Below are 21,820 nucleotides of genomic sequence, written 5' to 3' on the forward strand. Positions count from 1 at the left end.
TTTAAGCGTCTTGCCAAATTGCTTCAGCAATCGTTTTTACTAGTTCTATTTTTTTCCACTGATCTTCTTCAGTTAAATGATTGCCTTCATGTGTAGAGGCAAATCCGCATTGTGGAGATAAACAAATCTGATCTAAAGGAACAATTTGACTCGCTTCTTCAATGCGTTTGATAATATCAGCAGTATCTTCTAGTTGTCCCTTTTTGGTGGTGACTAATCCTAACACGATTCGTTGATCCCTCAAATCTTTAAGCGGTTCAAATCCACCAGAGCGTTCATCATCATATTCTAAGAAGAAACCATCAAATGCTTCAATGGAAAATAGATTTTTAGCAATGGTTTCATAAGAACCATTATATAGCCAATGAGACTGGAAATTCCCTTTGCAAAAATGGAAAGTAACTGCAAGGTCAGCGGGCTTATTTGCTAAGGATTTTTCTGTGACTTCTTGGAAATCACATAGTAATTGGTCAGCATCTAAGCCATTAACTGTAATCATGTCACGGAAGCGATCGTCGAATAATCCACCCCAACTTGTATCATCAAGTTGTAAATAGCGACAGCCAGCATCGTAAAATGCTTGAATCGCTTCTTGATAAGTTGTAATAAGATCTTTTTTGAATGCCTCCAAAGAGTTGTAAATTGGATTTTCATTGTATTGCTTTGAGAGAATCAGTGAATCTAAAAAAATCATATTTGGTCCAGGAATCGTCTGTTTTGCCAAGACAGGTGCAGCATGTTTTTGAGTAAATCGAAAATGCTCAAGAAATGGATGGTCTTTTGGAAAAGATAAAGGTCCACTAACATAAGTTCCTTGAGCTTGTGTAGCAATACCAAAGGCAGTTGTTTGAAAATCATAGACAGTGATACCGTTTAAACTTGCAATAAAATCTAAATGCCACCAACGTCGACGAAATTCACCATCTGTAATAGCGTGAAGACCGATTTTTTTTTGTTTTTCAATTAAATCAATAATTGTTTGATCTTCGATTTGGATCAATTGCTCTTTTGTTATTTTGCTATTTGCAAATGCATCACGTGCATTTTTCAATGATTCAGGCCGTAGAAAGCTGCCTACAATATCATATCGGAAAGGGACAAGTTGGTTGTTGTTCGGCATAATTATTCCTCCTTTTAAATCAGATGTGTTAAAAGAATACAAAAAAAGCCCAATACTTTTTTTGCAAAAGTAAAGGACGATTGATCGTGTTACCACCTTTAATTGAAAATCCCTCACGAGATTTCCCTCTATAGGTACGGATCATGTCGATCTATACCGTTACGCTGTAATGGGCGTTCCCAATATTGACTATACAAGTGTTGATCAATATCTACTCAAAGACCATCTTCCTATTTTCTAAAATTATCTCTTTTCAGCAGCTGAGACTCTCTCATCAATTTTATAAAAATAGTACTCTTCTTTTCATCGTATTTTAATATTTTCGCCATTAACAAAAGTATAGGCTAGAGGTTGAATTTTGTCAACTGGTGCAAATAAAATTAATTATTGTTATTTTTTAATATTTATAAATAGGTGTATTAACAATATTCTATTTTTTATTAAAAATGGAAGTGAGCGTTATTTGTTATACTAGGCAAAGGAATCAACTACTAGTATAATAGAATTATAAGTAGTAGAGGAGAGAACAAATGAAGAAAAATTTTATTGATATTAAAGATGATTTTGTGGCTTCTTTAAATAGACAGAAAAAGCTTACTGCAATTATATTAGTTGTGACCATCCTATTTATTATAAGTTTATTTATAATAGTACCAAAGGTCCAAGCCAATATTCGTGCTTCTGAAATTAAATCTTTAGTAAACCAAGAAAAGCTAACGAAAAAAGCAAATTATTTAGATGCCAAAATTGCAGATAAAGAAATCAGTGAAAAAACTGCAAGAACTGTTTTGTTTTCAGTTCCAAGTGGTAAAGCATACGGGAATGTCATTGATGTATTAAAAGATTCTAAACAAATGAAAGATTTTAATCATAGTATTTATATCTACCCAATTGTTTATGATGCACAGATTATTGAAAATAAATATAATATCAAGAAAAATGAAGTAACGATTATCTTCTTTGAAAATGGTAAAGAGAAGAATAGAATTTCTATCGATGAACGTTTTGATACGAAAAAAATGCTGATTCCTGCTTTAAATCAGTTACCATTATCGAGTATTGGACAAAGTATTCAGCCGCCAGCATCATCGATGCCAGCTTCAACAGAAACAACTCAAACAACAACTGAATCACAAGTGACTGTTGATTCAGAACAAACGGTAGAATAATCAGTAGGAGCTGATTCTCTAGCGCAATAAATCAATTTTTAGAAAGAAGGGCTTGATATGAAAGAATTTATTCTATTCAGTTTATTGGGACTTTTTATGATGAAATCTAGATTACAGCATGTCTATGTAAGAAGTGAACGACGTGACAAGCGCTAAATGGCGGACTTTGGCGACAGATTTAGTAAGAAAGAGGACTCGACATAAAAGTGAGTCCTCTTTCAATCGTAATACGCCAAAAAAAGTCCGAATCAATCAAAATATTCGTTTGGTCCCTTTTGACAAAATGCGTGAAGAGTCATTAAAGTGGTATCAGGATCCAGAAAGTATGCGTAATATCGTTGGAGTCAAGATTATCTATACAAAAGAGCAGATCCAAGAAATGTATAAGTGGCAAAATGAGCATGGTCTACTTTATTACATTGAATATTACAATGGCTTTCATAAGCAAATAATAGGCGATGTCTGGTTGGCAGAAGACGATTATGCTATCGTAATCGATCAAGCATTTCGTAATCGCCATATCGGACGAATTGTTACAAAATATTTTATCTACAAATCAAACAAAATAGGAAGGGAGTTCATTACAGTTAGTGAAATATTCAATTGGAATAAAGCGTCACAAAAGATGTTTACAAGTTTGAATTTTTATCCTTTTAAAGAGAATAAAGATAGTTGGAGTTATCGCAGACAATTAAAAAGATCTCAAAAAGGAAAAGAAAATTCAAAATAATCTCTCTTTATGACATTTTTAGACTTGACGAACAATTTCTATTTAGTGTAAACTGATTTTAATAGAAAACTATAGGAGTGATTATATGAATCGACTATCCAACCCAATCAAAGAATTGAATAATTCATGGCAAAACTGGCGTAGATAGTTGTATGTATGATAATCTCATAGATACAACTTTAGAAGACAAATTCTAAATTTTGTATCTATGTCGGCTTATTCAAGATGAATTTTCGACCGCATAGATGTGTAATCTATGTGGTTTTTGTTTATAAAACAACGACCGCTCCTTTTTAGGATTTGTCGTTGTTTTTTTGTTTAAAATGGGCTATTTGATAAGAAGGAGAGGAATAAATATGAGAAAAAATCGTTTATCAGCAGTTGTAGCAATCATTGTTATTTTTTTAATAGGATCATTTTTTATAGAAAAGAAAGAAACGGCTAAAGAGAAATTACCGACAGTTGGAGTATTACAGTTTGTTAGTCACCCTGCTTTAGATCAAATTTACAAAGGGATTCAGGCTGGATTGAAGGAAGAAGGCTATGAAAATGGTAAAAATATGACAATTGCGTTTCAAAATGGTCAAGCAGATCAAAGTAAGTTAGCTACGATGAGTCAACAATTGGTTCAAGAAAAAAAATCGGATGTTTTGATTGGGATTGCTACACCAGCAGCTCAGGCACTTGCAAATACGACGTCAGAAGTGCCAATTATTCTTGGTGCAATTACTGATCCTGTTAGTGCAGGGCTTGTAAAAAACAATCAAAAACCGGGCGCTAATATCACAGGAGTAAGTGATAAATCGCCTGTAAGTGCTCAGTTTGATTTAGTAACAGAAATCTTGCCGAAAAGTAAAAAAGTCGGAATCTTATACGCATCGTCTGAAGAAAATTCTAAATATCAAGTCGAAGAAGCAAAAAAAATTGCCGAGGGAAAAGGTCTGACTGTAAAAACATTCGCAGTTCCTTCTAGTAATGAAATCGCACAGACAGTTCAAGTAATGACGAGCGAAGTGGATTTCATTTATATCCCTACAGATAATACAATTGCTAATGCAATGCAAACAGTGGTAAGTGAAGCAAACAAAACCAAAACACCTATTATTCCCTCCGTTGATACAATGGTAGAACAAGGTGGGTTAGCTACAGTAGGCATCAATCAATTTGAATTGGGTGTTCAGACAGGTAAGATGGCAGCAGATGTTTTGTCTGGAAAAGCAAAGCCAGCCACTACACCGATTTATACCTTTAAAACAGGAGAGATCATCATTAATCAAAAACAAGCAGATAAATTAGGCGTTTCAATACCTGAAAATATCGCATTAAAAGCAAAAGTTATAGAGTAAACTTAAGGAGAGGAAGAGGATCAAATGATAGTTTCAGCAATTGGACAAGGAATGTTATGGGCAATATTAGGACTAGGTATTTTCATGACATATCGTATTTTAAATTTTCCGGATATGACGACAGAAGGTTCATTTCCACTTGGAGGAGCAGTTTGCGTTACCGCAATCACTTCAGGTGTTCATCCGATTTTAGCAACTTTATTAGGCGTTTTGGCCGGTATGTGTGCAGGTCTTGTGACAGGATTACTATTTACAAAAGGCAAAATACCAGTAATATTAGCAGGGATTTTAGTCATGTCAGGTTTGAATTCAGTTATTCTTTACGTGATGCAGACACCAAATTTATCATTATTGAATAAACCAAAAATCCAAGATTTCTTTTTACAATTAAATTTACCTAACTACTATGATATTGTCTTTTTAGGGGTGATTTTTCTAACGATTATTATTAGTTTATTACTATTTTTCTTCAATACGAATTTAGGACAAGCATATATTGCAACGGGAGATAATGAGCATATGGCGCGTTCGATCGGGATTAAGACAGATTCTATGAAAATATTAGGTTTAACCTTATCAAATGGCGTGATTGCTTTATCTGGTGCATTAATCGCTCAAAATGATGGATATGCGGATGTTAATAAGGGAACTGGTGTGATCGTTATCGGTCTAGCATCGATCATTATTGGAGAAGTTTTGTTTGGAGAATTGACGTTTGCAGAGCGTTTAGTGGCAATCGTTGTTGGAAGTATCATTTACCAACTACTCATTCTACTTGTTATTAAACTTGGACTTGACACAACATACTTAAAAATCTTTTCAGCCGTGATCTTAGCAGCTTGTCTGATGATTCCACAACTAAAAAAAGCATTGAATTTACACTTTATACCAAAAAAGGAGGGTGACAAATGAGCACAGTCTTAGAACTTAAAAGTGCGGTAAAACGTATTGATAATGGATTGAATGAAACAAAATTGATTTTAAATAATGTGAATTTGAAAATTTCTCAAGGCGAGTTTGTTACGGTATTAGGTGGTAACGGTGCAGGCAAAAGTACGTTGTTTAACAGTATCGCTGGAACCGTGTCCTTAAGTGAAGGTGATTTATTCATTAACGGACAAAATATTACAACTTATTCTGAAGAAAAACGAGCGAAATATTTATCCCGTGTTTTCCAAGACCCTAAGATGGGGACAGCACCAAGAATGACTGTAGCTGAGAATTTATTATTAGCCATGTATCGAGGTAAAAGACGCGGGTTGCGTTTGCGTAAACTAAATGAAGAGAGAGCTTTATTTACTAAAAAATGTAGTGAAGTAGGAAATGGACTAGAAAATCACCTAGATACACCAACAGGAAACCTTTCAGGGGGGCAAAGACAAGCCCTGAGCTTATTGATGGCAACCTTGACTAAACCTGACTTACTACTTTTAGATGAACATACGGCAGCGTTAGACCCTAAAACATCTAAGCAATTGATGCAACTTACAGATCAAAGAATCAAAGAAGGGGCGTTAACTTGTTTAATGATTACCCACCGTATGGAAGATGCCTTAAAGTACGGTAACAGACTGATTGTTTTACAAAAAGGCCAAATCATTAAAGACTTAAATAAAGAAGAAAAAGAAAAATTGACCTTAAAAGATTTACTCTTATTCTTTGAAGAAGAGACAGAAGAAATTTCGATTGACTAAATAAAAAGATCGTTCAGGCAGTTTGAAGGTTGCTTGAATGATCTTTTTATTTAAGTCTGTTTGGTTACTGAATTGTTTTTATCCAATAGATTTTTTAAAAGTCGTTCAACAATCCCTGTTACCATAAAACCAGCAGCGATTGCACCTGCTGTCATAATCACTTTAATGATAGAATGGGCACCGCCAATATAATCACCTAAAACAATATTTCTAACAGCTTGATAAGCTGGACCACCTGGAACTAAAGGAACAAGACTAGGGATATTAAAAATCGTCATCGGCATCTTTTTTTTGCGCGAAAAATAAATACTTAATAGACCAATACCGATTGCTCCAAGAAAATTAGCGAAAATTTCTCCAGCTTCCATGTTTTTAGTAGACCAATAAATCATCCAGCCGACAGTACCAGTGATACCACAAGCATTTAAAACTTTTCTAGGGACATTAGTAACAATCCCAAATGTAACCGTACTTAGATAGCTAAATAAACAATGAATAACAACTTCCACATTCATTTCTCCTTACATAAATAATTTAAATACAATTGCGATCCCAATTCCAATCGATCCAGCAACAAATATCGCCTCTGTTGCACGTGCTGTCCCGCTTAATAGATGTCCTGCCAAAATATCTCGGAATGAATTTGTGATAGCAACACCTGGAACCAGTGGCATGACAGCTCCGATAATAATATTATCAATATTTCCAGCTAAGTGGAATCTCACTGCTAAATAGGCTAGCAGACCAATTGTGAAAGCTGACAAAAAATCATCTAAAAATTTGATATTTAACCATTCCTTGGTGAAATAAGCAACGCTAAAACCAACCATGCCAACGAAAAATGTGGCCAAAAAATCTTGCCAAATTCCTCCGAAAATATACATTAATGTACAGCTGACAATTCCGGCGGCAAAGATTTGCAACGAAACAGAATAAGTTGGCGCTTCATGGTTAATATTTGTAAGTTTTTGATTGAGCTCTTCTAATGTAATCTCTTTGTCCGCAAATTTCCTCGAAAGGTTATTTACGATTGCTACTTTTTCTAAATTGATACTTCGTTCAGTTACATTTTCTAATTGGGTGTAATTACTTGAACGAAAGCCCATAAAAAGCCCTGTCGCAGTAACATAACTAACACTTTCTTTTTGACCAGCGTTTTCTGCAATTCGATTCATCGTATCTTCAACACGATAAACTTCAGAACCACTTTCAGTCATGATTTTACCCGCCATTAAACAAGTATCTAAAATAAGTTGTATATTTGATTGTTGTTCGTCCATGTAAAAAAACTCCTCACAGTAAATTAGCCGTAAAATCAGTGTATCATTTTTTAGAGTCGTTTGAAATGGATAGTGTGTTTTGCAAGAAATAAATGAACTATTATGTTTAGAGTTTCCTTAGAATTATAAAGAAACACTAAAAAAAGGTAGGAAACTTCACAGATACCCAAAAGATCCTTGCATTTTCTAAACAAAAGTCCTATCCTTATAGATAACAAACCAAAGGGGTCTAGATATTATGGATAAGCAATGGTCACTTTATTCAGTAAGCAGTCTGATTTTACTTGTATTGTTAAAAAGAACTTTAGATCAAGGACATTTAGGATTAAGCGCGATTTTGCTTTTTCTCTTACTGATTCAAGTGACAGGAACCGTTATCTGTGTTCATCAAAAAAGACATAAAAAAGAAATCCCATCTTCTAAATAAGAAGAGGGATTTTTTTATACAGTTTTTAGATCAAATCGAAATGTTTTAAGGCATGAACAATTCCGCCTTCTGTATTTTTCTTAGTAATATAACTAGAACGCTCTTTTAATTCAGTCCGCGCATTCCCCATAGCGATTTTATTGTCACACGCTTCAAACAAAGCGAGATCATTGATTCCATCGCCAAAAGCAAAGGTTGGAACTTTGGGTAACGCCAATGTTTTAAACAGATTGTTTACACCACTTCCTTTAGAAACACCTTTTCTGACAGTATCAATAGAGTAAGGGCCATTGCGATAAAAGGTCATTTCTGGAAAATGTTTTAAATAATGTTCATCACCATCTTCAGATAAAACTAGCATCATATTCACTGTTTTATTTTTTAAACTGGATCGATCGATTACAGGGACATCCGAATGGATAAAAGCATATGCATTAGCTAAAATCTCGCTGTGACCAGAACACCAAATTTGTTGATCGTTATAATATGAGATTTCATGTCCTAGACTTTTGACATGTTCATACATTTTCATGCATTCTTCATAAGTAAATTCATTCGAATAAACTTTTTTTCCTTCTACTTGAATAAATTGGCCGTTCATAACGATTGCTGAATCAATCCCACTGTCTCTCATAATTGGTTCAATTTCCACAACAGTTCTACCAGTTGCGATCATTGGTAAAATATTGTTGGTTTTTAAAGCACTGATCGCTTTTGTTATCTCTGGTGTAATCTGTGACTTGTCATTCAATAATGTTCCATCTAAATCAAAAAAAGCAACTGCTTGTACATTTTTCATGAATTTTCAACGTCCTTTCATTATTAATCTTATCAAAAATTGAACAAAAGACAAAGCTTTTTTGAAGAAAGGTAGAAGTTATTGGAGCTAGGTGGTTTTTAGAGTATAATATAAATGACGTTAAACTTGAAGGGAAGAGGCGATTAAATAATGAATGTATTAATGATAGAAGATAATGAGTCAGTTTCAGAGATGATGCAAATGTTTTTCTTAAACGAGGGCTGGGAGGCTACTTTTAAATATGATGGAAAAAAGGGGTTGGATGCGTTTTTAGAAAATCCTGAAAAATGGGATATGATCACTTTGGATTTGAACCTACCAACAATGGACGGAATGGCAGTTTGTAGAGAAGTTCGCAAAGTATCTAATACTGTTCCGATTATTATGCTAACTGCTAGAGACTCAGAAAGTGATCAAGTAATTGGGTTGGAAATGGGTGCGGATGATTATGTGACAAAACCATTTAGTCCATTAACCTTGATTGCACGGATAAAAGCACTGCATCGACGTTCAGAAATTGGCGAACATGCACCAGAAGGGACGGATCGTTCCGATGATCAATTTGATGTAGAGACCGATCACTTTAAGATGAATACAAAAACAAGAGAAGCATATCTTGATAATAAATTAATCGACGGTTTAACGCCAAAAGAATTTGATTTGCTTTATACATTGGCAAAGAAACCAAGGCAGGTATTTTCGCGTGAACAATTATTAGAAATGGTTTGGGATTATCAATATTTTGGTGATGAACGGACTGTAGATGCTCATATAAAAAAATTGCGTCAAAAAATTGAAAAAGTTGGACCACAAGTGATTCAAACTGTTTGGGGCGTAGGGTATAAATTTGACGATTCTGGAGTAGTCTAAATGAAGTATTTATATCAACAATTACTGGCTTTTTGGGGTGTGATTATTTTAATTATTTTGATCGTTGGGACATCATTCACTCAACTGACCAAAAAAACACTTCAGGATAATAACTATGAGCAACTTAGAGGGTATGCCATATCAGCTTGGAAAACAAAAGATTCGATCAACAGACTTCCTGGAATGACGGATCAAGATATTTGGAATACGTCGTTTAGTTTGTTTGAAGGTTTCTTGAGCAATCAAGATGTTCAATTTGTTTTTTATGATAGAAATATGCAAGTTCAATATCCTTTAACTCCGGAAAAAAAATTAGACAATTCTGTTATTAAAGATAATTGGGATGCATTGATGGAAGGACAGCAAGAATTATACGCAACAATTGATAAAGATATTTATGGGGATAAACGTATGTCATCTTATGTGATGATGTCAGTCGGTACAACGAATGCCCAAAATGAAAATATCATCATAGGTGCGCTAGTCATTACGCAACCAGCGAAGAATGTTTCCAATAGTGTTAATGCTATAACAGCTAATTTGTTCAAAGGATTTATCATCTCTAGTATCGTTGGACTGATTTTGAGTTATTTCTTTGCTAGTTTCCAAGTTAAAAGAATCAATCGTATGAGAAAGGCCACAAAGGAAATTACGAGTGGCAATTTTGATGTTAAACTGGTTACGCATGATAAGGATGAATTTGATGATCTAGCTGAAGATTTCAATAAAATGGCGGAGTCATTGAAAGAATCTAGAGAAGAAATCGATCGCCAGGAAGATCGACGACGTCAATTTATGGCGGATGCTTCTCATGAGATGAGAACACCGTTGACCACGATTAATGGGTTATTGGAAGGCTTGCAATATAATGCGATTCCAGAAGGACAAAGAGAGAATGCTATTAAATTAATGCAAAATGAGACGTCACGCTTAATCCGGTTAGTGAATGAAAACTTAGATTATGAAAAAATCAGAACAAATCAAATTAGTATCGTAGTGAAAAAATTCGATGCTACCGAAACGCTGAAAAATATTCTTACCCAGCTAGAAGGGAAAGCTGAATCAGCGAATGACAAGCTCATATTAGAAGCGGATGAAGGTATTGATGTGTATGCTGATTATGACCGTTTTGTTCAAATAATGGTGAATATTATTCAAAATGCGATCCAGTTTACTCAGGATGGTGAGATTCGAATCCAATTACAAAAAGGATACTTGGAGACGATTATCACAATTTCTGATACAGGAATCGGCATGACAGAAGAACAAGTGCAAAATATTTGGGATCGTTATTATAAAGTTGATCCTTCAAGAAAAAATACAAAATATGGTGAATCTGGTTTAGGTCTATCCATCGTTCAGCAACTAGTTCGTCTGCATAAAGGTAAAATCAGTGTAGAAAGTCAAGAAGGAAAAGGGACTAGTTTTAGTATTTCATTTCCTGATGTAGAAATAGAAGATGAAGTATAAAAAAAACCAGTTAAACAGAAATTGTTTAACTGGTTTTTTAAGCTGTTTTAATGATTTTATCCATATATGGGCTTTCAGCAATTTGAATATCTTTTGTCAAAACTAGAATAGCTTTTTGCTTTTCTTTTGCTATTTTTTGAAGTAAAGGCAGTAATTCTTGCCTTTGAGCAATGGAAAGTTCTTGAAAGATATCATCAATAATGATGATATCTTTTTCTATGAGTAACAATTGAACTAATTGGAGTTTAACTTGTTCAAAAGAAGTTAATTGCTCTTCAGACTTGTTTAAGATACTCGTGGTAAGCCCAACATAATCGAATAAATCATTGAGTAACTTCTTTTTATCCTTTTCTTTAACAGAGGACCCCACAAATAAGTTGTCTTTAATAGAAAGGTAGGATAAGAAGATATTTTCAGCTAAAATAAAGCCAACAGCCATGGATTTTTTCATATCAAATGTTTTATCGATCAAGAAGTAAAAATCAGCCTGAATACTGCTTTGGTCTTCTAAAACAACGGTCATATGTTGTTGTTGGAACAATTCATTAAAACTTTCTTCGGTCCAATTTTTTGCTAAAGGAAAATTCATTCACTCACGTCCTAAATACTTTTTTCGATGTTTTTGAAAGAAAATAAGTTGCAGATAAGGTGATTCCAGTTGCTATAGCTAGCAATAGAAGACAATTTTTTGTAAAAGCTTTAAAAATAGTATTAACAGATAACCCGCTTATTCTCATAGATAAAAAATATGTGTCTCCAGCTGTATTGATAATTTGATTTGGTGTGCTCTCTACAATTACTTTGGAAGAGAAAAAAGGCACTCGCTTAATGCCCATTTTATCAGCAAGCAAAGGTCTAGCATGTAATAAAATATACTCATATGTATGCTGAAAAACTATAAGAAATACTGCAGTAGTAATGATACCTATGATCATTGGAATAATACTTTCTAAAATAGATTGTTTGATAACGAAGCGATTTGAAAACCCCATAATGCGCCATTTCATCATGTCTTGTTTTTTTAATTTCAAGGAGATAAACAACAATCCTGTAATTAGAATCATCCAAATAAACAAGATAAATAAATATATAGAAGAATACATCTGCATAATTTTTTGATAGTTTGTATGATAGTCAGTGTTGTTGATTATACTACTTACTTGAGTATAAAAAGATCTCTCTATATCTCTCAGGTTTAAAATACCTGTTAAGATAAATAGAAAAAAAGTGGAACAAGCACCAATGACAAATGAAATTTTTTTATGGTAAGAAACGCTAGCAAAAGCGTAACGTAAGTTTTTCAAATAGGATCACCTCACTAAACTAAGTATAAAAGAAGAATATGAATAAATTATGAATAAGATATAAAAAAGCTTGAGTAAATTACTCAAGCTTTCGTGATTATTCTGTGTTATTTTCCAGATTTCAGATAATCTTGGAAGGATTCAGTATGATATTTATCAACCGTTGACGTGTTGTTATTTTTACTATAAACACTCGTTGAATCGTTTCCTTTTTCATCTTCGATTTTTTCTAATTGTTTCAATTGGTCTTTGTAATTATAGTTATCCGGATTCACTGGAGTCAATCCGCTATTTGTGTAAAAGCGTAACAAGTCACCATTGGTTGTTTGATCAGACATTTGAAGTTGTAAGTTTGCTTTGTCTTTCAGTGCTTTAGCTTCTTGTTTTTCTTGTTCAGTAGGTTCTTCTAGTAAACGACCAGTTGCTGTTTCGTAAATGCTTGAGCCTAACATAGTATATTTTGGTGAAACGTAGTTCCCATTTCTAAACGCAACGAGTTGAGAATTTTCTTTAGAGAACAGGTCTTGTCCCATTTGAATATAATTTTTAGTATCAATACCCATTAAATGTAACAGGGTAGGTAACGCATCGATTTGGCCACCATAAGTGTGATTGATTCCGCCATTTGTTTGCCCTGGAACATGAATCATATAAGGAACACGCTGCATCGTTGAATTGTCAAAGTCATTCCAAGTTGATTTAGTTTTACCAACTAATTCAGCTAAGTTATCATTTCTAGAAGTAGAAATACCGTAATGATCACCATAAAGGACAATCACTGAGTTATCATACAAGCCAGAAGCTTTTAAATAGTTGAAAAACTCTTCAACTGATTTATCTAGATAGTTTGCTGTAGCGAAATAACCATTAATGGTTTCATCAGATGTTTGAGCAATTGGGAAACCAGCCTCATCATTTGTAAATTGAGAATATGGATAGTGATTAGAAACAGCAATAAATTTAGAGTAAAATGGTTGTTGTAATCGTTCCAAATATTGTGCAGACTGTTGGAAAAATGGTTTATCATGCAAGCCATATTGGAATGAATTATCTTCATTAACATCATAGTAATTAGCATCAAAGAAGTAGTTATAGCCTAAATGTTTGTAAGTTTCATTTCGATTCCAGAAGTTACCGGCATTTCCATGGAAAACAGCACTTGTGTATCCTGCCTCTTGACCTAAAATAGCAGGAGCTGCTTCAAATGTATTTTTACCACCAACTTGTGTGAACAATGAGCCTTGACTAAGACCAAATAATGAATTTTCAAACATCGTTTCAGCATCACTCGTTTTTCCTTGTCCCACTTGATGGAAGAAATTGTCAAAACTATAGGTACTGTTACTGTGATATAAACTATTAATAAAAGGAGTAACGACGTGTTCGACACCTTTTTCATCTTTTAATTTATAATCAATCAAAAATTGTTGGAAACTCTCTAAATGGATATAGATAACATTTTTGCCTTTAGTCATACCAAATGTATCCGGATTTGGAGCGGCATAATGACCCTTAACGTAATCAGAAACAGCATCCATATCGTTCTCACTAGCTTCCGCTCGAACTTGGTTGGTTTGATAAGTTGTTACGCCATCATATACTGTAAAAGCATTTAAACCTAAAAACTTAACAATGTAGTCACGAGAAAATTGACGACCTAATAATTGAGGACGGGCTGTTTCAGCTAATGTTAAGTTTGCTACAAAGAACAAAGCGGACAACATGCTGATTGAGACAGCGACACGAGCTCTAACTGGACGTTCATCCATTTTGATTTTTTTAGTAAGTAGCAAAATACCAACGATAATAAAGTCAAGCCAATAAAGTACATCGTAAGGTCTAAATAAACGTAGAGCACTTTCACCAAGACCACTAGCAACTTTCCCCGCACCAAGCATAGTATTGACTGTAATGAAATCAGTAAATTCTCTGTAATACACCACATTTGAGAACAACAGTAAAGACATTAAAAAATAAATCACCATCATAGTAATATAAGAAGCTTTCTTTCTTCTCACATATAATGCAATAGCCAATAAGAAGAAAGTGGAAGCTATTGGATTAATGAAAAGAATAAAATACTCAAAGGCATTCTCAATTCTTAAGTGAAAATCAACTGTATAAGCAAAAATATTTTTCAACCAGATCAATACAGCAACAAGCCCAAAAAGTCCCAACCTGGTATTTAAAAATTTAGGCATATGCATTTTTTTTATAATATTCAAAGTAAACGTATCCTTTCCAAAATCAGATCTAAGAGAAAGTAACAGGAAAATATCAGAAACTTTCTATATACTGTTACAATTCTACTCTGTCTGTAATTCTATGTCAATTTAAATCAAGATTTGTGCTGATAAAGTTAACAAAGTTTTACTTTTCTTAAGATATCAACTCGTCTTAAATTAATTCTAGCTAACGACACAAGCGGTATTTTTTGATATACTAGCGAATGAATGGGCACACAAGCGCCTGAGCTATTCTTATATAAAAATTTAAATTGAACAAACAAAGGATGACAAGAATGAATATAATGGTAACAAAAAAATCAGAAAAGAAGTTTAAAGGAAGATATCCTCTTATCCAAAAAGAAGATTTACATGATATACCTAAGACATTTTCAAATGAATGGGTGAAATTTGTCGATAGTAAAGGTCAGTTTATTGCGACAGGCTACCTTGGTGAACAAAATAAAGGGATCGGCTGGTTAGTCAACTGGCAAGGCAGCGTAGACGCTCCTTTTTTAGAAAACTTATTTTTAAAAGCTAAAAGCCACCGAATGGTTTATGAACAAGATGAATCGACTTCTGCTTACCGCATATTTAACGGAGAAGGGGACGGACTTGGTGGGCTTATTATTGATCGCTACGATAATTTTGCTGTATTTTCATGGTACAACAAAACCTTATATCAAAAAAAGGAAGAAATCGTCCAAGCGTTTAAAAAGAGCTTTCCGGAAATTGTAGGTGCCTATGAAAAGATTCGTTTTGCAAGCAAATCATTACCAGAATCACAGAAATTATTTGGCAATGATGCACCGGAACCTCTTTTGGTTTATGAAAATGGTGTACTCTATGCTACATATTTAAATGATGGCTTGATGACAGGAATTTTCCTTGATCAAAAAGAAGTGCGTGGTCGATTGATTGAAGGCGGTGCGGCTGGAAAAACAGTCTTAAATATGTTCAGTTATACTGGTGCATTTTCGGTTGCTAGTGCGATGGGTGGCTCAAGCGTAACAACCAGTGTAGATTTAGCCAAACGCAGTTTACCAAAGACGAAAGAACAGTTTGAAGTGAACCATCTAGCTGCAGAAGACCAAAAGATCATCGTAATGGATGTTTTTGACTATTTTAAATACGCTGCTCGTAAGCAACTTCGTTATGATGTAATCGTTTTGGATCCTCCAAGTTTCGCTCGAAATAAGAAAAAGGTTTTTTCAGTTGCTAAAAACTATGGGGATTTAGTGAAGGATTCTGTTGATATCCTAGAAAAAGAAGGCTTGTTGATCGCCTCAACAAATGCTGCAAATATTTCGCTAGAAAAATATAAAAAAATGATTATTGAAGCGTTGGAAGAAAAACAAGTTCGTTATCAATTCAAAGAAACCTATCAATTACCTAGCGATTTCAAAACAAATAAGCACTTTGAGGAAGGCAATTATTTGAAAGTCTTTTTCATTGAGATACTAAAATAATAAAAAACGATGTATAACTTAAAAATGGTCGCACACACTTAGTTTAAAGCAAAAAAATGAAAGAGGGCCTTAATGATATGCAAGATAAATTGCACTCACTTAGCGATTGGGCTAAGAAAAATAAAACACATATCTTTATGACAGTTATAATCTATCAAATAGCAATTTTAGCGATAGGACTGGTCAATTTCCCCTATATGGATGACACCGTTCGTCAAACGGTTGGAAATACTGATTTTGGAAGTACTTATTCTAGATGGGGTAGTGAGATTTCTTCATGGTTTTTACAAGGAAGTCGTCATTTAACAGATATGGGCCTTTTTACTCATATTCTAACTGGTCTTATCTTAGCTGCATCAAGTATTATTGTGGTTTATATACTTAATAATAAATCAGTACGTTTCTTGCCGTTAGTTGTTTCTACACTAATTGGGTTGAATCCTTGGTTTTTACAAAGTATCAGTTTTAGATTCGACAGTCCATACATGGCAATGAGCATTCTATTTTCGGTAATCCCTTTTCTTTGGTGGGAAAGGAAACAGAGCAGTTTTCTTATCATATCTATAGTAAGTATTTTTATGATGTGCAATACGTATCAAGCTTCTTCTGGAATTTATATTTTAATGGTCTTGGCACTATCATTGAAAACTCTTTTAGCTGGCGGGAAGATGCTGGTAGCATTAAAGAAAGTTCTATTAGCAGCAACCTCGTATATTACAGCAATGGGGCTGTATTTTGTAGAAACTAAATTTAACCCAGAATTGGCAAACCGCGGTAGCAATGTTGTTATTGCTAGATTAAAAGATATTCCTAAAACACTGTTTGTAAATAGCCAGATGTATTTAAACAGAATTTTTGAACAAAGCATTAAAGTCTGGATCGTTCTTTTTATTTGTTTGATCTTATTGTTTATTGTTTTTAGTGTTGTAAATGCTAAGATTCATCCTTTTAAAAGCTTTTTATTCATAGTTCTATATTTGATTTTAGGTTCTATCCTAAGCTACGGTGTTTTTTTGATTTTTCCGGAAAAATTGGCTCTTGCTGCGCCTAGATATGCTTATGGATTCGGTATTTTCACCTCAATAACGTTCATTTTACTATTGGAAAACAAATTATCTCCGCTAGTAATAAACATTACTGTTAGAGGAATAGTCAGTCTATTTTGCTTTTACCTACTTTCATTTCCATTCGTTTACGCATCATCTTTGTTCTACCAAAAAGAAGCCTTTGAACGACAAAGTGTAATGTTGGCAATGACTTTAAAAAACTTTGTGACTACTGATACTAAAGAAGTCCATGCGACAATGCTTTTTAAGGATTCACCTGTTTTCAATAATACAATGCAAAATTATCCTATTCTACAAGAAATGGTACCGCCAAACTCTGCCATTTTTTTCCCAAATCAAGTCTTATTCAAAACTTATACTGGAATGGGGATTGTGATCCAACCTTTTGATTTCGCTAGTTTCGATAAAGAGCAAAGTGAGCTAAAATCGACAGACTACTACTATGATATCTATGAAAAAGATAAAGAATTATATATAGTAATGAAATAGAAAAATACAGGTGAAACTCATTGATAGATGAATTTTACCTGTTTTTTTCTATTGATAAAATATGTTTTGTGCAAAGGGCACAATAAATTCTTTAAAGCGCAAAGCAGCTGGTGAAAGAAAATGGTCTTTTTTGGTTGCTAGGTATATATAGCGAGGAAAAAAATTATCTTCAAGAGTCAGTGTTTTGACATTATAAGCAGCAATCGAGGGGATTTTCGGCATTAATGCAATTCCATAATCATGAGCTACAAATCCTAACATCGTATGATCTTCCTCAACTTCACAAACAATTGTTGGTGTGATTGAAGCGGAAGTTAACATTTTATCAAGATAGGGACGCAAGCCACTTCTTTCATTAAAATAGACAAAAGGATACTCATTCGTTTGCTTCAGAGAAATACTATCATATGAAGCTAAAGGGTGATTTAAGGGAACGACCAAAACAATTTCTTGTTCCGTTAAAATCTCGTAGTTAAGTTGTTCATCCTCTTTTAGCTTAGAAGTAATGGCAATATCTACCTCTTCCTTTAATAGTAAATCTGTCATATCGGAGGAATTACCTTGAAATAAATTAAAACGAATCTGTTCATTACCAGGATAGGTCGAAAATTCCTTCATTAGCATCGGAGCTAAAAAAGAACCAGCGGTATAAATAAAGCCAAAATCAATCAATCCTTTTTCTGGGCTGACCAATTCTTTTAACGCACGTTCCCCTTTAGCTAACTCTTCTAAAGCCGTTGAAACATACGTATAAAAAAATTTCCCATATTTTGTTAGCTGAATATTCCTGCCTTTTTTTTCAAATAATTGCGCATCAAGTTCCTTTTCTAATTCTGACATAGAGTGACTTAAATTCGGCTGGGTCGTATTCAATAACTTGGCCGCATGGGTCATATGTTGGGTATCCGCCAACATTCTAAAAAATTCTAATTGTCTCAAATTCATATGGAATACTCCTTATCAGTAATGGCTTCTTATGCATAGTTTAACAATAATTATGAAAATATGCACCAGCTAAAGAAAAAAAGATTCACGTTATATACATAAATTATATTTATCGAAAATATAAAAAACATTCATTGGAATTTATTGGTTAGATGAATTAAAATAAATTCATAGAAATTGTGAAAAGAGTAACAATTGAAAAGCATTAATTAAGTGAGCTTGTTTTTAATAGACAATTAGGGTTAAGACAAAAAGCGCCTCAATCATAATTTCCTATTTTTATGTCAGAATCGAATGAGCCCACACCGCTTTTAATGTTATCTAACTTCAAGAGCTAGTCTCTCGGTAAAAAGATAAAAAATAAATGAGACAAAAAGCGTCTCAGTTATTTTTCCTATTTTCCTGTCGAGACTGAACGAGCTCTTTCAGCATTTAAATTAGGAGGTTATCATGAATAATTATCAAGCAATCTTTGAACCTTTAACTGTAAAACGAATGACTTTAAAAAATCGAGTTGTTATGCCACCAATGGGAACAAACTTCGCTAATATGGACGGAACGTTCAGTATGCAACATGTTTCGTATTACGAACAACGGGCTAAAGGTGGAACTGGTTTAATTACTTTGGAAAATGTGTGTATTGATTATCCTATGGGGACCAATGGCGCCCGTCAATTAAGGATGGACAACGATCAATACATTTCAGGATTATGGCATTTTAACGAAAAAATGCATGCATATGGTGCCTGTACGTCAGTTCAAATCAATCATGCGGGAGCCTCTGCATACGGATTACGTTTAGATGGAGAGCAACCCGTTTCGGCATCGAACATTCCTTCTAAAAAAGGCAATCCGATACCACGACCACTGACCAAAGAAGAAATATATGGTATTGTAGATCGTTATGCAGATGGTGCTTTAAGAGCACAACGTGCTGGATTTGATTGTGTAGAAATTCACGCAGGGCATTCTTATCTCTTAAGTCAATTCTTATCTCCTTTGTATAATAAACGAACGGATAAATTTGGCGGAAGTCCTGAAAATCGTGCACGTTTTACAAAATTAGTCGTTGAAGCTGTCAGAAAAGCTGTAGGACCATTTTTCCCGATTTCGTTACGGTTCAGTGCCGATGAACTATTAGAAGGCGGTAATACATTAGAAGATACCATTGAGATTTTAAGCTATTTTGCGGACGAAGTAGATATTTTAAATGTGTCTGCAGCATTGAATGATAGCTTACAATATCAAATCGATAAAATGAATTTAGCTGACGGTTGGCGTGCATATATGTCAAAAGCGGTCAAAGAACGTTTTCCTGATAAAATAACAGTTACATCAGGAAATATCCGTGGCCCTAAACGAGCAACAGAAATTCTAGAAGCTGGAGACGCAGATTTATTAGCAATGGGGCGTGGTTTGATTGCCGAGCCTAACTGGGTCAACAAAGTTGCAAATGGACAAGAAGACCTACTTAGAAAATGTATCTCTTGCAATATTGGTTGTGCGGATCATCGGATCGCCAAAGCACGTCCAATGCGTTGTACTGTCAATCCAGACCTGCATTATGAAGATGAGTATAAAATGAAACCTATTTTGCATCCAACTAAAATGGTTGTGATTGGTGGAGGAACGACTGGACTTGAAGCAGCAGCCACAGCAGCAGAAGTTGGTGTTAGCGTTGAACTTTTTGAACAAAAAGAGTATCTAGGTGGATTAGGGCATGAAATTGCTCGTTTCCCTGACAAAAAAAGAATTGATGATTTTATTACTTACGAAATCAATCGTTGCAAAGAATTGGATAACTTAGCGATTCATCTAAATCATGCAGCAACATTAGCTGATATCGAAGCTATAGGACCAGATATCATTGTTAATGCAACAGGTGCAAAACCGTTATTACCACCAATCAATGGATTAAATGAACAACTAGATAATCCAAACAGAAAAATCTTTTCTATTTTTGATATCTTAGAGGATATGTCAAAATTCCAAGAATTTGAAGGAAAAGAAGTTGTTGTGATCGGTGGAGGTGCTGTTGGTTTAGACGTTGTGGAGTATTATGCCGAACGTGGTGCTAAAAAAGTCAGTATCGTGGAAATGCAAGGTGAAATAGGGAAAGATCTAGATTTGATCACAAAGCTTGCGATGATGGAAATCGTTGGAAAATTTGGTGTGGAAGTTCATGTAGAAACGAAATTAACAGAAGTTAGAGAAAGTAGTTTCTTAGTTGAAAAAGATGGAGAAATGATCGAATTACCATTTGACTTAGGTTTTGTATGTTTAGGGATGCGTGCAGAAGCACCAATGATTCGCGAATTAGACCAGTATGCTAGAAGTAACGGTGCAGTTCTTTTAAATATGGGTGATAGCAAAGTAGCTAGACGGATCATGGAAGGGACAAGAGAAGCCCGCGACATTCTAAAAACAATTGAAGTGCTAGAAAACACACGAACACAAAAAGCGTTGTTTGAACAAACAAAAAGTCTACAAGCAACACAAACTATATAAAGTGAGGGAATTTAACATGACAGAAAGAATTGACGGACACACATTATTAATCAGTTTGATTGCGACACCGATTCGCCATAGCCTGTCACCAACCATGCATAATGAGGCTTTTGCTAAATTAGGTTTAGATTATGCTTATATGGCTTTTGAAGTTGGCAATGAAGAATTGAAAGACGCAGTTCAAGGAATTCGAGCATTAGGGATTCGTGGTTCAAATGTTTCAATGCCGAATAAGCAAGCAATTATTCCTTATTTAGACGAACTTTCACCAGCTGCAAAATTAGTCGGTGCGGTTAATACTGTAACGAATAAAGATGGGAAAGGTCATTTAGTTGGGCATGTAACGGATGGTACTGGCGCAATGCGTGCGTTAAAAGAAGAGGACGTAGAAGTTAAAAATCAAATCATCACGATGACTGGTGCTGGTGGTGCGGGAACGGCAATTGCGATTCAAGCAGCATTAGACGGGGCCAAAGAATTACGTATTTTCAATATCAATGACCAACACTACAAAAATGCTGAAGAAACAGTGAAAAAAATCAATGAGAACACAGAATGTAAAGCAACATTGACTGATTTATCAGATCAAGCAGCATTTAAAGAGTCAATCAGTGAAAGTAGCATTTATATTGATGCAACAGGTGTGGGGATGAAACCACTACAAGAAGAAAGCTTGATCAATGATCCGGAAGTTATCCGTCCAGACTTAGTTGTCTTTGATGTAGTTTATATGCCAAAAGAAACAAAATTATTAAAATTTGCTCGTGAACATGGTGCAAAAAAAACGATTAACGGTTTGGGTATGATGCTTTATCAAGGGGCAGAAGCATTCAAGCATTTCACTGGGGAAGATATGCCTGTTGACTATATTAAAGAACTACTATTTAAGGACTAACAGTTAGGAGAAA

Annotated in this window: 20 protein-coding genes and 1 other annotated feature; of the genes, 12 read left to right on the top strand and 8 right to left on the bottom strand. The window is 34.4% G+C overall.

The window, feature by feature from the left end; genetic code table 11:
• Position 1: 1 nt before the first annotated feature.
• Positions 2 to 1,120, bottom strand: coding sequence for a 5-methyltetrahydropteroyltriglutamate--homocysteine S-methyltransferase (locus I583_RS05535; protein WP_010761501.1), 1,119 nt, complete (start codon positions 1,118 to 1,120; stop codon positions 2 to 4).
• Positions 1,121 to 1,189: 69 nt separating this feature from the next.
• Positions 1,190 to 1,436, bottom strand: a binding site (T-box leader).
• Positions 1,437 to 1,650: 214 nt separating this feature from the next.
• Between I583_RS05535 and I583_RS05540 the strand changes: the two genes are divergently transcribed.
• The 5 genes from I583_RS05540 (at position 1,651) to I583_RS05560 (ending at position 6,059) form a co-directional block, all read left to right on the top strand.
• Positions 1,651 to 2,289, top strand: a complete 639-nt coding sequence (locus I583_RS05540) for a hypothetical protein (RefSeq protein WP_010761500.1) — start codon at positions 1,651 to 1,653, stop codon at positions 2,287 to 2,289.
• 142 nt (positions 2,290 to 2,431) lie between these two features.
• The gene (locus I583_RS05545) at positions 2,432 to 3,019 is read left to right on the top strand and encodes a GNAT family N-acetyltransferase (protein WP_010761498.1); all 588 of its coding nucleotides are present in this window, start codon (positions 2,432 to 2,434) and stop codon (positions 3,017 to 3,019) included.
• A 356-nt stretch (positions 3,020 to 3,375) separates the two neighbouring features.
• Positions 3,376 to 4,365, top strand: coding sequence for a tryptophan ABC transporter substrate-binding protein (trpX, locus tag I583_RS05550; protein WP_010761497.1), 990 nt, complete (start codon positions 3,376 to 3,378; stop codon positions 4,363 to 4,365).
• A 24-nt stretch (positions 4,366 to 4,389) separates the two neighbouring features.
• Positions 4,390 to 5,277, top strand: a complete 888-nt coding sequence (locus I583_RS05555; RefSeq protein WP_010761496.1) for an ABC transporter permease — start codon at positions 4,390 to 4,392, stop codon at positions 5,275 to 5,277.
• A complete protein-coding gene (locus I583_RS05560; RefSeq protein WP_010761495.1) occupies positions 5,274 to 6,059 on the top strand; it encodes an ABC transporter ATP-binding protein in 786 nt (261 codons plus the stop codon). Before I583_RS05555 ends, I583_RS05560 begins: the two co-directional genes overlap by 4 nt.
• A gap of 50 nt (positions 6,060 to 6,109) precedes the next feature.
• Here the strand turns inward: I583_RS05560 and I583_RS05565 are convergent, their stop codons facing one another.
• Both I583_RS05565 and I583_RS05570 read right to left on the bottom strand, forming a co-directional pair.
• A complete protein-coding gene (locus I583_RS05565; protein WP_010761494.1) occupies positions 6,110 to 6,568 on the bottom strand; it encodes a threonine/serine exporter family protein in 459 nt (152 codons plus the stop codon).
• Between the two features lie 12 nt (positions 6,569 to 6,580).
• Entirely contained in the window at positions 6,581 to 7,339 is a 759-nt protein-coding gene (locus I583_RS05570) for a threonine/serine exporter family protein (protein ID WP_010761493.1), read from the bottom strand.
• Positions 7,340 to 7,577: 238 nt separating this feature from the next.
• Between I583_RS05570 and I583_RS05575 the strand changes: the two genes are divergently transcribed.
• On the top strand, positions 7,578 to 7,766 hold the full coding sequence (locus I583_RS05575; protein WP_010761492.1) for a hypothetical protein: 189 nt from the start codon (positions 7,578 to 7,580) through the stop codon (positions 7,764 to 7,766).
• A 25-nt stretch (positions 7,767 to 7,791) separates the two neighbouring features.
• On the opposite strand, the gene I583_RS05580 is transcribed toward I583_RS05575, so the two are convergent.
• A complete protein-coding gene (locus tag I583_RS05580; protein WP_010761491.1) occupies positions 7,792 to 8,565 on the bottom strand; it encodes a Cof-type HAD-IIB family hydrolase in 774 nt (257 codons plus the stop codon).
• Positions 8,566 to 8,715: 150 nt separating this feature from the next.
• Here I583_RS05580 and I583_RS05585 point away from each other — a divergent pair, with 150 nt between their 5' ends.
• Both I583_RS05585 and I583_RS05590 read left to right on the top strand, forming a co-directional pair.
• A complete protein-coding gene (locus tag I583_RS05585) occupies positions 8,716 to 9,435 on the top strand; it encodes a response regulator transcription factor (RefSeq protein WP_010761490.1) in 720 nt (239 codons plus the stop codon).
• Positions 9,436 to 10,905, top strand: a complete 1,470-nt coding sequence (locus I583_RS05590) for a sensor histidine kinase (protein WP_010761489.1) — start codon at positions 9,436 to 9,438, stop codon at positions 10,903 to 10,905. It begins immediately after the preceding gene.
• A gap of 37 nt (positions 10,906 to 10,942) precedes the next feature.
• Here the strand turns inward: I583_RS05590 and I583_RS05595 are convergent, their stop codons facing one another.
• The 3 genes from I583_RS05595 to I583_RS05605 all read right to left on the bottom strand — a co-directional run bounded on the left by I583_RS05595 (position 10,943) and on the right by I583_RS05605 (position 14,416).
• Positions 10,943 to 11,494: a hypothetical protein gene (locus I583_RS05595; protein ID WP_010761488.1), complete on the bottom strand. Its 552-nt coding sequence runs from the start codon at positions 11,492 to 11,494 to the stop codon at positions 10,943 to 10,945.
• Between the two features lie 4 nt (positions 11,495 to 11,498).
• On the bottom strand, positions 11,499 to 12,209 hold the full coding sequence (locus tag I583_RS05600; RefSeq protein WP_010761487.1) for a hypothetical protein: 711 nt from the start codon (positions 12,207 to 12,209) through the stop codon (positions 11,499 to 11,501).
• Between the two features lie 107 nt (positions 12,210 to 12,316).
• The gene (locus tag I583_RS05605) at positions 12,317 to 14,416 is read right to left on the bottom strand and encodes an LTA synthase family protein (RefSeq protein WP_143139975.1); all 2,100 of its coding nucleotides are present in this window, start codon (positions 14,414 to 14,416) and stop codon (positions 12,317 to 12,319) included.
• 314 nt (positions 14,417 to 14,730) lie between these two features.
• Between I583_RS05605 and I583_RS05610 the strand changes: the two genes are divergently transcribed.
• Both I583_RS05610 and I583_RS05615 read left to right on the top strand, forming a co-directional pair.
• Positions 14,731 to 15,903, top strand: a complete 1,173-nt coding sequence (locus I583_RS05610) for a class I SAM-dependent rRNA methyltransferase (protein ID WP_010761485.1) — start codon at positions 14,731 to 14,733, stop codon at positions 15,901 to 15,903.
• A 77-nt stretch (positions 15,904 to 15,980) separates the two neighbouring features.
• Positions 15,981 to 17,459, top strand: a complete 1,479-nt coding sequence (locus I583_RS05615) for a glucosyltransferase domain-containing protein (protein WP_010761484.1) — start codon at positions 15,981 to 15,983, stop codon at positions 17,457 to 17,459.
• A gap of 48 nt (positions 17,460 to 17,507) precedes the next feature.
• Here the strand turns inward: I583_RS05615 and I583_RS05620 are convergent, their stop codons facing one another.
• Positions 17,508 to 18,404 carry a LysR family transcriptional regulator gene (locus tag I583_RS05620; protein WP_010761483.1) on the bottom strand — a complete coding sequence of 299 codons (897 nt, stop codon included), beginning with the start codon at positions 18,402 to 18,404 and terminating at the stop codon, positions 17,508 to 17,510.
• 450 nt (positions 18,405 to 18,854) lie between these two features.
• On the opposite strand from I583_RS05620, the gene I583_RS05625 reads away from it, so the two are divergent.
• On the top strand, positions 18,855 to 20,912 hold the full coding sequence (locus I583_RS05625) for an oxidoreductase (RefSeq protein ID WP_010761482.1): 2,058 nt from the start codon (positions 18,855 to 18,857) through the stop codon (positions 20,910 to 20,912).
• A 16-nt stretch (positions 20,913 to 20,928) separates the two neighbouring features.
• Positions 20,929 to 21,807: a shikimate dehydrogenase gene (locus tag I583_RS05630; protein ID WP_010761481.1), complete on the top strand. Its 879-nt coding sequence runs from the start codon at positions 20,929 to 20,931 to the stop codon at positions 21,805 to 21,807.
• Positions 21,808 to 21,820: the final 13 nt, after the last annotated feature.

This window comes from Enterococcus haemoperoxidus ATCC BAA-382, from assembly GCF_000407165.1.
Classification (GTDB): Bacteria; Bacillota; Bacilli; order Lactobacillales; family Enterococcaceae; genus Enterococcus_L; species Enterococcus_L haemoperoxidus.

Coding starts and splice junctions, on each gene's coding strand:
- I583_RS05535 (WP_010761501.1), bottom strand. CDS start 1,120: ATGCCGAACAACAACCAACTTGTCCCTTTCCGATATGATATTGTAGGC.
- I583_RS05540 (WP_010761500.1), top strand. CDS start 1,651: ATGAAGAAAAATTTTATTGATATTAAAGATGATTTTGTGGCTTCTTTA.
- trpX (WP_010761497.1), top strand. CDS start 3,376: ATGAGAAAAAATCGTTTATCAGCAGTTGTAGCAATCATTGTTATTTTT.
- I583_RS05555 (WP_010761496.1), top strand. CDS start 4,390: ATGATAGTTTCAGCAATTGGACAAGGAATGTTATGGGCAATATTAGGA.
- I583_RS05560 (WP_010761495.1), top strand. CDS start 5,274: ATGAGCACAGTCTTAGAACTTAAAAGTGCGGTAAAACGTATTGATAAT.
- I583_RS05570 (WP_010761493.1), bottom strand. CDS start 7,339: ATGGACGAACAACAATCAAATATACAACTTATTTTAGATACTTGTTTA.
- I583_RS05575 (WP_010761492.1), top strand. CDS start 7,578: ATGGATAAGCAATGGTCACTTTATTCAGTAAGCAGTCTGATTTTACTT.
- I583_RS05580 (WP_010761491.1), bottom strand. CDS start 8,565: ATGAAAAATGTACAAGCAGTTGCTTTTTTTGATTTAGATGGAACATTA.
- I583_RS05585 (WP_010761490.1), top strand. CDS start 8,716: ATGAATGTATTAATGATAGAAGATAATGAGTCAGTTTCAGAGATGATG.
- I583_RS05590 (WP_010761489.1), top strand. CDS start 9,436: ATGAAGTATTTATATCAACAATTACTGGCTTTTTGGGGTGTGATTATT.
- I583_RS05595 (WP_010761488.1), bottom strand. CDS start 11,494: ATGAATTTTCCTTTAGCAAAAAATTGGACCGAAGAAAGTTTTAATGAA.
- I583_RS05605 (WP_143139975.1), bottom strand. CDS start 14,416: ATGCATATGCCTAAATTTTTAAATACCAGGTTGGGACTTTTTGGGCTT.
- I583_RS05610 (WP_010761485.1), top strand. CDS start 14,731: ATGAATATAATGGTAACAAAAAAATCAGAAAAGAAGTTTAAAGGAAGA.
- I583_RS05615 (WP_010761484.1), top strand. CDS start 15,981: ATGCAAGATAAATTGCACTCACTTAGCGATTGGGCTAAGAAAAATAAA.
- I583_RS05620 (WP_010761483.1), bottom strand. CDS start 18,404: ATGAATTTGAGACAATTAGAATTTTTTAGAATGTTGGCGGATACCCAA.
- I583_RS05625 (WP_010761482.1), top strand. CDS start 18,855: ATGAATAATTATCAAGCAATCTTTGAACCTTTAACTGTAAAACGAATG.
- I583_RS05630 (WP_010761481.1), top strand. CDS start 20,929: ATGACAGAAAGAATTGACGGACACACATTATTAATCAGTTTGATTGCG.